This window comes from Methylibium sp., assembly GCF_013817365.1.
Classification (GTDB): domain Bacteria; phylum Pseudomonadota; class Gammaproteobacteria; order Burkholderiales; family Burkholderiaceae_C; genus Methylibium.
In genome coordinates this window covers 1-11,836 of the sequence record NZ_JACDCU010000078.1, presented here as the reverse complement: position 1 = coordinate 11,836, position 11,836 = coordinate 1, and the positions used below count along the sequence as shown (strand labels likewise).

Genomic DNA, 11,836 nt, shown 5'->3' with positions numbered 1-11,836 from the left:
CCACCACCTGCCGCTGCAGGCGCAGAGCGTCAGCCAGATGGTCGATGCCGTGCTGGCCCTGCCCGAGGAAACGCGGCTGATGATCCTGGCCCCCGTGCTGCGCGAGCGCAAGGGCGAGCACGCCGAGCTGTTCGAGGACATGCAGGCCCGAGGCTACGTGCGTTTTCGCATCGGCTCGGGCGGCCAGCCGGGCCAGGTGTTCGAGGTCGCCGACCTGCCCAAGCTCAAGAAGAACGAGAAGCACGACATCGACGTCGTCATCGACCGGCTCAAGGTGCGCCCCGAAATGGCCCAGCGCCTGGCCGAAAGCTTCGAGCAGGCGCTGCGCTTCGCGGACGGCCGCGCCCTCGCCTGGGAGATGGACGCGGCAGACGCGGCGGGCGCCTCCGGCAGCGGCCGTACGCCCGGCATCGACGGCGCACCCGGGAGCGGCGTCGGGGCCGGCGGGCGCGAGCACCTGTTCTCCGCCCGTTTCGCCTGCCCGGTATGCAGCTATTCGCTGGCCGAACTCGAGCCGCGGCTGTTCTCCTTCAATTCGCCGGTCGGCGCCTGCCCCGTGTGCGACGGCCTGGGCGAGGTGACCGCCTTCGACCCCGAGCGCGTGGTCGCCTTCCCCTCGCTCAGCCTGGCCAGCGGTGCCGTGAAGGGCTGGGACCGCCGCAATGCCTACACGCATTCCATGCTCGAAAGCGTGGCCGCGCGCTACGGCTTCGACATCGACACGCCCTTCGAGCAGCTCGCCCCCGAGCACCGGCAGATGCTGCTGCACGGCTCGGGCAGCGAGGAAATCGCCTTCGTCTACACCGCCGAAGGCCGCGGCGGCAAGCAGCGCAGCGTGAAGCGTTCGCATCCCTTCGAAGGCATCCTGCCGAGCCTGGAGCGGCGCTTTCGCGAGACCGATTCCGCGGCGGTGCGCGAGGATCTGGCGCGCCTGCAGGCCGCGCGGCCCTGCCCCGCCTGCGAAGGCACGCGGCTCAAGCGCGAAGCGCGCCACGTGAAGCTGGTCGATGCGGCCAGCGGCACGGCGCGGCCTATCTACGAGATCGGCCGCGCCACCTTGCGCGAGGCACTGGCCATCTTCGCCTCGCTGCAGCTCGAAGGTGCGAAGGCCGGAATCGCCGACAAGGTCGTGCGCGAGATCGCCTCGCGCCTGAAGTTCCTGAACGACGTGGGCCTCAACTACCTGAGCCTGGACCGCAGCGCCGACACGCTCAGTGGCGGCGAGGCGCAGCGCATCCGCCTGGCCAGCCAGATCGGTTCCGGCCTGACCGGCGTGATGTACGTGCTCGACGAGCCCAGCATCGGCCTGCACCAGCGCGACAACGACCGCCTCATCGGCACGCTCAAGCACCTGCGCGACATCGGCAATAGCGTGCTCGTCGTCGAGCACGACGAGGACATGATCCGCGCCGCCGACCACGTGATCGACATGGGCCCCGGCGCCGGCGTGCACGGCGGGCGCGTGATCGCGCAGGGCAGCGTGGCCGACGTGTGTGCCGAGCCGGAGTCGCTGACCGGCCAGTACCTCGGCCGTGCGCTGCGCATCGAAGTGCCCCAGCAGCGCACACCGTGGCGCTCGGACTCCGTCCGCGTTGCCGAGGGGGAGGATGTTCCCGGCACGCCGCCCCGCAAGAGCAAGCACGAACCCACGCCCGGCCAGCGCGCTTGGGCCGCCCGCGGCGGCATCACCTCGCTGCGCATCGCCGGCGCACGCGGCAACAACCTGCGCAAGGTGACCGTGGAAATTCCGGTCGGCCTCATGACCTGCGTCACCGGCGTGTCCGGCTCGGGCAAGAGCACGCTGGTCAACGACACGCTCTACGCGGCCGTGGCGCGCAAGCTCTACCAGACCCACGTCGACCCGGCGCCCTTCGACGAGATCGAAGGCATCGAGCACTTCGACAAGGTCATCAACGTCGACCAGAGCCCCATCGGCCGCACGCCGCGCAGCAACCCGGCCACCTACACGGGCCTGTTCACGCCGATTCGCGAGCTCTTCGCCGAAGTGCCGAGCGCGCGCGAACGCGGCTACGGGCCGGGGCGTTTCAGCTTCAACGTGGCGGGCGGGCGCTGCGAGGCCTGTCAGGGCGACGGCGTGCTCAAGGTCGAGATGCACTTCCTGCCCGACGTGTACGTGCCCTGCGACGTGTGCCACGGCGCGCGCTACAACCGCGAGACGCTGGAGATCCTTTACAAGGGCAAGAACATCACCGAAGTGCTGATGCTCACGGTGGAGGACGCGCACAGCTACTTCAGCGCCGTGCCGACGATCGCTCGCAAGCTGCAGACCTTGCTCGACGTGGGCCTGGGCTACATCACCCTCGGCCAGAGCGCGACCACGCTTTCGGGTGGCGAGGCGCAGCGCGTCAAGCTCGCGCTGGAGCTCAGCAAGCGCGACACCGGCCGCACGCTCTACATCCTCGACGAGCCCACCACCGGCCTGCACTTCGCCGACATCGCGCTGCTCCTGCAGGTGCTGCACCAACTGCGCGACGCCGGCAACACGCTGGTGGTGATCGAGCACAACCTCGACGTCATCAAGACGGCCGACTGGGTGATCGACATGGGCCCCGAGGGCGGGGCGGGCGGCGGGGGGGTGGTGGCGGTGGGGACGCCGGAGGAGGTGGCGGGGAACGCTGCGAGCTATACGGGGCGGTATCTGAGGCCGCTGCTGTAAGCGGCGGTCAAGCCGACCGGCGCCGATGTTCGCCCGGCATGATCCGGTTCATGAAGGCGTGCTTGCCCCACTCCTGCAGAAAACAGGGATTCAGTGGTGAGAACGTCGAGCCTCTCCGCATACCGAGCGCCAGAAGGAAATGTTCATGAGCGCTGGCCATGAAAAAGGGGCCGAACGGCCCCTTGTGTGCGTCGGCCGGCAAACGCCCGCGGAATCCAAGCTCGATTGATCAAGCCTGCGCCTTGCGACGCCTCGCCGCCCAGCCCACGAGGCCCAAGCCGGCCAGCATCAGCGCGTAGGTCTCGGGCTCCGGGATCGCCGGGATCGGGCCGATGCCGCCGCCGCCGGTGGTGGTGGTGCCGATCAGACCGGCGACATAAACGCCGCTGTCGAAGATCCGGTCACTGGTATCGGCGAGGCCGATGGTCAGCGTGTGCGTGTCGAGCGTGGTGTCGAGCAGGCCGGTGACGGTCAGCACATTGGTCAGGCCGTTGTATTCGATACCGTAGAGGCCCGCGCCGACCGGGTTGGAGATGAAGTTCGTGGCGCCGCCCGGGGCGTTGGAGATCAGGCTGCCGTCGGCGAACTTCGCGTAGTTCACGCCGTCCACGAAGAAACCGAAGATGTCAGTCACGCTTTGCGTAGGGAACTCTTCGGTGCCGAACACGAAGCTCGCGCTGACCGCGTTCTGGCCCGCGCCCGCCGTGAAACTGAACGACAAGGCGCTGGCATCGAAGGTGTCGGTGCCAGACAGCGTGGTCAGTGCGGCCAGGCCGGGAGTGCCGACTGAGACCGAAGTGTTGTTGCTGGTGTTCGTGTCCGAAACGCTCGCGGTGCCGCTGGACAGCACGATGCCGTTGGCCAGGTTCAAGGTCGGCGTGCTGCCCGACGAAGGTGCCAGGTTGAAGCCGGTGTAGGTGCCCGACTGGCTGGCATTTCCGGTCACTGTCTGCGAGCCGCCCACGATCATGAGGCTGCTGGAAGCACCGAGCACTGCATTGGCGAGGACGCTGCCGTCGTTGCTGTTGGTGACCGTCAGGGCATTGGCGGCGGTGACGGCACAGAGCGCGGCCAAAGCGAGGAGACTTTTTTTCATTGCGATTCTCAGAAGAGATTGATGAGCCTAATAGAAGGGATCTGGCGAAACGGTCCCGAACGCGCACTGATAGTGAACGGTCTCGAATCCGGTCGGCACCCCCGGGCCCGGGGGTTGCGGGCTTCAATCTAGGGATAGCCCGACCGCAGCGCGGCGATCCTTGCCCACTGGCAGGATTGACGCCTTTCCCGCTCGCGGCTACATCCGGGCATGCGGCGCGGGGGCGCGCCGCGGAAAGCCCGCATGGCCGACAGACCCAGCGCAAAAGACGCCGCCGCCCGCAGGGAGCAGCGCCTCGCCGTGACGCCACTCGGCAAAACAGCCGGCACCGCCCCCTTCGATCACTGGTGCGCCGAGCACCTCGGCGACGGCGCCACGCTGCGGCGCCAAGAGCGCAGCGTCGGCGGCGCGCCGGGCCGGCTCGATGCGGCGCGGCTCGCCCGGCCGAACGCCGTGCTCGAAGTGCACTTCGCGGACGGTTCGGTGTTCTATACCGATCCGGTCGATTTCGTCGCCCGCCACGGCAAGGCCGGCACGCAGCGCAGCGCCACGGGCGGGGTCGAGATCGAGCTGCCCTTCGATCTGGGTGGCCAGCGTACCGGCGCCACGCGCGGCACTGGCGCGCCGGTCGAGCGCTACACGGTCAGCGAGTTGACCGAACCGACCAGCCTGGACCGCCTCTACGACTTCGGCGCCCTGCTGGGCAAGACGGTGCAGCGCTGGTTTCCCGGCCAGAAGCCGAGCGAGGCGCCGCTCGCCACCAAGCTGTGTGCGGCCTTCGAGAACGCAACGCTCGATCCAGCCCTGGGCGAGCGCGGCGGCCTGCTGCTGCAGTGGCGCGAGCAGCGCTGGCAGCCGCTCGCCGGCTCCGGGCCGAACGCCGCACGCGGCGACCGCGTGCTGCTGTTCCTGCACGGCACCGCGTCGAGCACGGCGGGCAGCTTCGGCAAGCTGTGGGCCGCGGGCGAGGGGCGTGAGGAACCCGCCGATCTGGATGCGCTGGCCGAGCGCTGCACTCTTCTTGCGTGGGAGCACCGCAGCCTGACGCGCAGCCCGCTCGACAACGTCACCGAGCTCATCGCCGCCCTGCTCGAAGCCCTGCCGGCGCGGCCGGTGGTCACCGTGGACATGGTTTCGCATTCGCGCGGCGGCCTGGTCGGCGAGCTGTTCAGCCTGTGCGGCGCCGGCCGGCTGGAGCCGGCGCGCGAGGCCTTCGCGCGCTTTTTCGGCCCGCTCGGGAAGAAGGAGGCTCACCCCGACGCCGCGCTGGTCACCGCGCTGTTCGACGCGCTGCCGGCCGCCGCACAGCGGCTGCAACCCGGCACCTTCGTGCGCGTGGCCTGCCCCGCGCGCGGCACGCTGCTGGCCGACGGCCGCACCGACCTGTTCCTTTCGCTGCTGCTGCGCGCCGTCGGCCTCGCGCTCGGCGGCGTGGGCAGCGTGCTGTTCGACCGCTTCGGGCAGCTCGTTCGCTCGCTGGTCGCCGCGCGCGCCGATGCCAAGCGCCTGCCGGGCCTCGAGGCGATGATCCCAGGCTCACCGCTCACCCTGGCCCTCGCGCACTGCGGCGCGCAGCCGGCCGACCGCCTGCGCGTGATTGCTGGCGACACGAAGGGCAAGGGCTGGGGCGGCATCGTCACGCTGCTCGGCGACGTGTTCTACGGGCTGCACGACCATGATTTCGTAGTCCACACCCTGTCGATGTTCGGCGGTCTGGCGCGCCAGCAGCAGGCGCCACTGAGCTTCGCCTGGAAGGCGCGGCGGTCACGCACTTCGGCTATTTCGCGCCCGGGAGCGACTCGCGTGCGGCGTTGCTCGCCGCCCTGGCCGGCCGCGACGAGGGTTTCTCTCCGCTCGCCACGGACGAGGCAGCCACGCGCGGCGTGTGGCAGGTGTTCAAGGGCGATCCGCTGGCCCGGCGCACCTTCACCGAATGGCTGGCCGAGCTCAAGCGCAGCGAGAACGCGCACAAACCCGTGCTCGTGGTGCTGCCCGGCATCATGGGCAGCGAACTGGCGCTGCCCAAGGCCGACGGCAGCGGCGAGCTGATCTGGCTGTCGCTGGGCGCGATGCTCGACGGCTCGCTGGAACACCTGGCGCTCGACGCCGCCGACCCGCTGCGCGCCAGCGGCCTGCTCGCCGCCAGCTACGAGCGGCTGCTCGACCGCGCTCAATCGCGCTTTCGCGTCGTCGCCGTGCCCTTCGACTGGCGCCGCCCCATCGCCGACAGCGGCATGCAGTTGCGAGACCGTCTGCTCGAGATCGACGCCGCACTGGCCGATGCCACCCAGCCGATCCACCTGCTGGTGCATTCGATGGGCGGCCTGGTGGCGCGCCAGGCGCTGTATGTCGATGCCGCCGGCCGCGCGCTGTGGGCCCGGCTCAAGCCACGCGGCAGCCGCCTCGTCATGCTCGGCACACCGAACAAGGGCTCGTATGCCCCCGCGATGCTGCTGCTGCGCCAGTACCCACTGGCCAGCATGCTGTCGATGATGGCCCGCAAGGTGTCTGACAAGGACATGGCGCGCTTCGGCGCCGGCTTCCCCGGCCTGCTGCAGATGCTGCCGCAGGAACCCGACGCGAACTTCGGCGACCTGTTCGGCGCGCAGGCCTGGCAGCGCATCGCGGACGCCGACAGCAGCGTGCAGCGCCCCGACGCCGCCGTGCTGGCCGAGGCGCGCGCCTTCGTGGGCGGCGCCTTCGGAGGTTCGTTCGAGGCCTTGCGCAGCGACGCCGCCGCCTTCTACGTGGCCGGCAGCGGCCCCACCGCCGTGCAGATGCGCACCCCTCAAAACCCGTGGGAGGACGCCCTCGGCGAAGCCTCGTCCACGCCGGCACGCGCCATCGAGTTCATGGCCACGCACGAGGGCGACGGCACCGTGCCCTGGAACTCGACCCTCGCCGCCGAGCGCACCTGGTACGCGCCGTGCGAACACGGCAGCCTGCCCGACCACACCGCCAGCTTCGAGGCCTACTTCGAGCTGCTCACCGCCGGCCACACGCAGCGCCTGCCGCAGCAGCCGCCGCGCGCGCGCAGCGCAAGCGGTGCGCCGACTGAGCTCACCGTGATGCCGCCGATCGCGCAGCCGGCACTGCTGCCGGCCAACGACGAGGAACTGGCCGCCTACGTCCTCGCGCACAGCGTGGCGACGCCGCCCGCCGCGCTGGCGCCGGAGCCGATCGCCGTGCGCGTCATCCACGGCGGGCTCGACTACGCGCGCTACCCGCTCATGGTCGGCCATTACCAGAACGCCGAACTGTCGGGTGCGGCCAAGCGTGTCGATGAAAAGCTCGACGGCCAGCTCTCGCAATTGCTCTCGCTGGGTCTGTTCGTCGGCGCCACGCGCACCGGCCATTACCTGCGGCCCAACAACCGCAGCACGCAGCCGCCCGCCTATCCCGGCGCGTTGATGCTGGGCGTGGGCACGGTGGGCGAACTCACGCCCGGCGTGCTGGCCGACACCGTGACCCGCGGCGTGCTGCGCTATGCCTTCGAGCACGTGCATCGCGATCCCTATGCCGCTGCCGCCGGCGAGACGGTCGATCTGCGGCTTTCGACCGTGCTGATCGGCACCCACGTGCAGGCGGTGACGCCGCGCGACAGCTTGGCCGGCGTGCTGTTCGGCGTGTGGCGCGCCGCCCAGATGCTGCTGCAGATGCGCGGTGGCGTCGGCCAGCCGGTGCGCATCGGCGAGGTCGAAATCCTGGAGATCGAGGAACACGTCGCGCTCGACGCCGCCTACGAACTGCGCCGCCTGCTGCAGCGCGACGAATGGGCCGAGCGGCTGCGCTGGAATGTGCCGGTGCTCGAAGTGCGCGAGGGCGGCCTCTCGGGCTACCGGCCGCGCACGGTCGATTCGGTCTGGCAGCGCCTCATCGTGCGCCAGAACCCGACCGGCGGCCTGAACTTCGCGCTGATCGGCGAGCGCGCCCGGGTCGAATCGACGCAGGTCTATTCAGACGTTGCCAGCCTGCGCCGCTTCATCGACCGCGTGAGCGACAACCGCGCCGCCGGCAACGACCGCATCGCCGGGCCGACCGACCCGCGCTTCGGCGGCGTGCTGTTCCAGATGCTGCTGCCCTTCGAGCTCAAGGAGCGCCTGGCCAACCTCGACAACACCGTGCTGGTGCTGGACGACGAGTCCGCGCGTTATCCGTGGGAGCTGCTCAGCCCGCCGCTGGCCGGCCCGGCCGATGGCGACCGGCCACGGCCCTTCGTCGTGCACGCCGGCATGGTGAGGCAGCGCGCGACCGAGGAGTTCCAGCGCCTGCTGCCAGCGCTGCTCGGCCGCCACGCGCTGATCGTCGGTGCGCCCAGCACCGCGAACTGGCGCGGCCAGGACGGCGAGCCCCTGAACTTCTCGGCACTGCCCGGCGCCCTCGCCGAGGCGCGCGCGGTGAAGGAACTGCTCGATGCCGACGGCCGCATCGGCGAGCCAGTGGCACTCATCGGCGACAGCGTGAGCTTCGAGCAGGTGCGCATCGCCCTGCTCGAGCGGCCTTACCGGCTGCTGCACCTGTGCGGTCACGGCGTTGTCGATCAATGGGTGCGCCAGCTCGACATCGGCCAGGCCGCGCGCGAACTCCGCAAGACCGGCATGGTGCTGAGCGATCAGGAAATCCTGAGCGCGGCCGATGTCCGGCAGATGAGCCCGGTGCCCGAGTTCGTGTTCATCAACGGCTGCTATTCCGGCCGCGACAGCGAGCTGCCGCCCGCCAAGGGCCAGTACCCGGTGCTCGCGGCCAGCCTGGCGCTCGAATTCATCCGCATGGGTTCGCGCGCGGTGGTCGCGGCCGGCTGGCAGGTCGACGACAGCGCCGCCCTGCAGTTCGCCGCGTCTTTATATGCAGCGCTGCTGCAAGGAGACTGCTTCGGCGAGGCCGTGCTCTGCGCGCGCCAGGCGGTCTACGCCGACAGCGGCCTGCGCCACAACACCTGGGGCGCCTACCAGTGCTATGGCGATCCGCAGTGGCGGCTCGTGCCGGCGTCGGTGCAGGTCGAACACCCGGCCGGCACCTCGCGCCTGCGCGCAGCCCGGCACTGCATGAGCGCCGACGAGCTGGCCGCGCGCATCCTGCAGGTGGTCGGCATCGCCGGCGACAAGCCCGCCGCCGCGGTGAAGGCGCAACTCGACGAGCTCGTCGCCGCGCTGGCCGCAGACGAGCACCGCGCGGGTTGGCTCGAGCACTCCAAGGTGCGTGCCGCGCTCGGCGAGGCTTACCGCGAACTCGGCGAGCACGACCGCGCGGCGCGCTGGCTGCAACTCGGCGCGCGCAGCGCGTACTCCAACGTGCAGATCGGCCAGCTCGAACTACTCGTCAACTCGCTCTCGCGCTGCGCCGATCCGCGTTCGCCGCAAGCCGCCGGCCGGCTGCTCGACCGGCTCGACGCCATCTCCAACGACCGCGTGGCGCGCTGGCCGCTCGACGACGCCGAAACCGAACGCGGCACGGCCGCCTCCGAGCGGCAGTGTCAGCGCGGCCACCTGGCGCTGCGCCGCGCTGCGCAGCGCCTTGCCGAGCCGGAAGACGACGGCCGGCTCGACGATGTGGCGGCCGACATGGCCGCGGCGGCGCAGCTCTTCGCCGCGGCCTGGCACAGCAAGAAGCGCTTCGATCCCGACCCGGATCGCCGCGCACATGCGCTGTCGAACGCGCTGATGGCTGCCGCGCTGGCGGCGTTTGCCAGCGGCGAGCCGGAGCGCGCACTCGCCGCGCTGAGCAAGAGCCATCCGGGCACGGCGTCGAGCGGCAACGAGTCCGGCGCGACGCCTGGGACGCGGCAGACCGATGCGCTGAGCGGCGCCCGCAACACGCGCTCTGCGGCGGCGGCGCCCTCGAACGCAACTGCGACTGCGACCGGGATGGGGACCGCAATGACCATCGACGCCTGGCTCGCCGCCTCGCGCACGCTCCAGGACGAGCTGATCGCGCGTGACGAGATCGCGACCTTCTGGCACCAGACAAACCGACTCGAACTGCAGGTCGCCAGCACCGTGCTCGCCCACACGCAGGCGCTCGACCATCCGCTCGACGAGCTCGGCCACGCGCTCGAACTGCTCGACCGCGCGCTCGTTCGCTGGCCCTCGCCGAGCCAGCTCGACAGCCTTTCGCACCGCCTACACCTTGTGCGCGCGATGGCGCTGGCGGTGGCGCAGGCCGACAGCCCCCTACGACGATCTGTGCCACCTGCTGCCGGTGCTCGCCGAGCAGGCGCTGGAGCGGCTGCGCCCGCGCAGCGGCGCGTCACGTTGAGATGCCCTGCGCCGCACCGGCCTTGTGGCAAGCCCTAGACTGCGCCGCACGAGGAGACCCGCCATGAGCCTGAGCATCGATTACTACTTCGCCCCGCAGTCGCCCTACGCCTACCTGGGCCACCTGCGCTTCTGGGACATCGCGCGCAAGGCAGGGGCCGAGGTCCGCGTCTTGCCGATCGATCTGGGCGGCAAGGTGTTCCCGGTCTCAGGCGGCCTGCCGCTGGGCAAGCGCGCGCCGCAGCGCCAGGCCTACCGGCTGCTCGAGCTCAGGCGCTTCAGCGAATGGCTGCACGTGCCGCTCAATCTCGAGCCCAAGTACTTTCCGGTTCCGGGCGACGACGCTGCGCGGCTCATCATCGCCGTCGATCTGCAGGACGGCGCCCACGCCGCGATGTCGCTGGCCGACAGCATCCTGCGCGCCGTCTGGGAGCAGGACCGCAACATCGCCGAAGAGGCCACGCTCGCCGCGCTGCTCGCCGAGCGCGAACTGCCGGCCGCACGCCTGGAAGCGTCCCACTCTCAGGCGGTGCAGGAGCGCTACGAGACCGACTCGCAGGCCGCCGTCGACGCCGGCGTGTTCGGCGCGCCGAGCTATGTGGTGGACGGCGAGATCTTCTGGGGCCAGGACCGGCTCGATTTCCTCGAGCGCCGGCTGAAGGGCGGCTGAAGCCGCAAGGCGACTCGCGTCCATTCCGGCAAGCCCTCACCCTAGCCCTCTCCCAGGGGGAGAGGGAACAATTCCCTGTTCTTTGCGTTAGCGCTGAATGTATTGCTCCCTCTCCCTCTGGGAGAGGGCGGGGGTGAGGGCCAACCCAGCAGCGCCATCCATCCGCCAAGCACCGCCCCCGGCCGTGCAAAGCGGCGCGCAGGCCGCCAAGACGTGCAGCCTGCCACGCCGCGCCGGCGCGGCGAGCGCCGACAATCGCCGCTCCTTTGCAGTCGACAGGCCATGAACGCAGCCGTTCACCCCGAAGAAGCGCACCGTGTGGAACGTTTGCGCGAACTCGATGCGATCGACGCGCCGGCCAGCGACGGCATGGACGCGCTCGTGGCCTGCGCCTCCCGGCTGACCCGTGCCCCGATCGCGCTGATCACGCTGATCGACGAGACCCGGCAATGGGTGGTGGCGCGCATCGGTGTCGACATCACCGGGGCCGACCGCCACGACACCTTCTGTTCGCACGCCATCCTCGGCACCGACCTCATGGAGGTGGCCGACCTCCGCACTGATCCGCGCTTTCGCGAGAACTCCTTCGTGGTCGGCGGCCCGCGGCTGCGCTTTTACGCCGGCCAGCCGCTGACGATCGAGGGCCTGGCGGTCGGCACGCTGTGCGTCATGGACGTGGTGCCCAGGCGCCTCGGCACCGACGAGCGCGAAACCCTGCAGCAACTGGGCTGCGCCGCGGTCGAGCTGCTGATGTCCCGCAAGCGCCAGCGCGAGGCCGTGCGCGAGCGTGAGCGCCTGCTCGATTTCGGGCGCGCCGCCGGCGACTGGATGTGGGAGAGCGATGCCGAGCACCGCTACCGCTGGCTTTGCGGTGAGCTCGAGCCGCTCACCGGGCTGACACCGCAGGCCCTGCTCGGCAGTCGAATCGACGACGCAGTGCTGCTCGACGATCGCGGCGAGGCCCGCGCCGGCAACGCGCGCCTGCTCGAGCTGCTCGAGCGGCGGCAGTCCTTCAGCCGCGTCGTCACCACGATGCAAACCCCGCGCGGCCCGCTGCAGGTTTCGCACAGTGCCGTGCCGGTGCTGGACGCGGCGGGCCGCTTCGCCGGCTACCGCGGCACGGCGCGCGATGTGAGCGC

The 11,836-nt window shown here is 70.6% G+C and carries 6 protein-coding genes; 5 read left to right on the top strand and 1 reads right to left on the bottom strand.

Translation table 11 applies throughout. The annotated features are described in order from the left end of the window. The coding region (locus H0W38_RS07190) for an excinuclease ABC subunit UvrA (RefSeq protein ID WP_292452467.1) at positions 1 to 2,677 on the top strand (2,677 nt) is incomplete at its 5' end. A 229-nt stretch (positions 2,678 to 2,906) separates the two neighbouring features. On the opposite strand, the gene H0W38_RS07185 is transcribed toward H0W38_RS07190, so the two are convergent. Next, positions 2,907 to 3,773, bottom strand: coding sequence for an FxDxF family PEP-CTERM protein (locus H0W38_RS07185; protein ID WP_292452465.1), 867 nt, complete (start codon positions 3,771 to 3,773; stop codon positions 2,907 to 2,909). Between the two features lie 243 nt (positions 3,774 to 4,016). Between H0W38_RS07185 and H0W38_RS07180 the strand changes: the two genes are divergently transcribed. The 4 genes from H0W38_RS07180 to H0W38_RS07165 all read left to right on the top strand — a co-directional run. Next, the gene (locus H0W38_RS07180; RefSeq protein ID WP_292452463.1) at positions 4,017 to 5,822 is read left to right on the top strand and encodes a hypothetical protein; all 1,806 of its coding nucleotides are present in this window, start codon (positions 4,017 to 4,019) and stop codon (positions 5,820 to 5,822) included. Further along, the gene (locus H0W38_RS07175; RefSeq protein WP_367161696.1) at positions 5,774 to 10,066 is read left to right on the top strand and encodes a CHAT domain-containing protein; all 4,293 of its coding nucleotides are present in this window, start codon (positions 5,774 to 5,776) and stop codon (positions 10,064 to 10,066) included. The genes H0W38_RS07180 and H0W38_RS07175 overlap by 49 nt, the downstream gene beginning before the upstream one ends. A gap of 25 nt (positions 10,067 to 10,091) precedes the next feature. Beyond that, positions 10,092 to 10,697: a 2-hydroxychromene-2-carboxylate isomerase gene (locus tag H0W38_RS07170; RefSeq protein WP_292452461.1), complete on the top strand. Its 606-nt coding sequence runs from the start codon at positions 10,092 to 10,094 to the stop codon at positions 10,695 to 10,697. A gap of 282 nt (positions 10,698 to 10,979) precedes the next feature. Then, positions 10,980 to 11,836: GAF domain-containing protein (locus H0W38_RS07165; protein WP_292452459.1), on the top strand; the 857-nt coding region annotated here is incomplete at its 3' end.